General features: G+C 64.7%; 1 protein-coding gene. It reads left to right on the top strand.

What is annotated here, in order from left to right:
• Window positions 1–269: glutamate--tRNA ligase family protein (locus A3764_RS00775; protein WP_236627978.1), on the top strand; the 269-nt coding region annotated here is incomplete at both ends.

Genomic DNA, 269 nt, shown 5'->3' with positions numbered 1-269 from the left:
CGTTCGAGACGCCGACGGAACTGGACCTCAAGCGCAAGAAGCAGCTGAACATGGGGCGCCCTCCGGTCTATGACCGGGCGGCGCTGAAACTGTCCGACGCCGAAAAAGATGCCCTGCGCGCCGAGCGCGGTGCCGGGGTGTGGCGGTTCAAGCTGGATCAGGAGCGGATCGAGTGGCGCGACGGTATCTTGGGCGACATCTCGATCGACGCCGCCAGTGTCAGCGACCCCGTACTGATCCGTGGAGACGGGCAGATCCTCTATACGCTC

Source organism: Sulfitobacter sp. HI0129, assembly GCF_001635395.1.
Classification (GTDB): Bacteria; Pseudomonadota; Alphaproteobacteria; order Rhodobacterales; family Rhodobacteraceae; genus Sulfitobacter.
The sequence above is the reverse complement of the archived record's forward strand: the minus strand, read 5'-3'. Positions and strand labels throughout refer to the sequence as shown.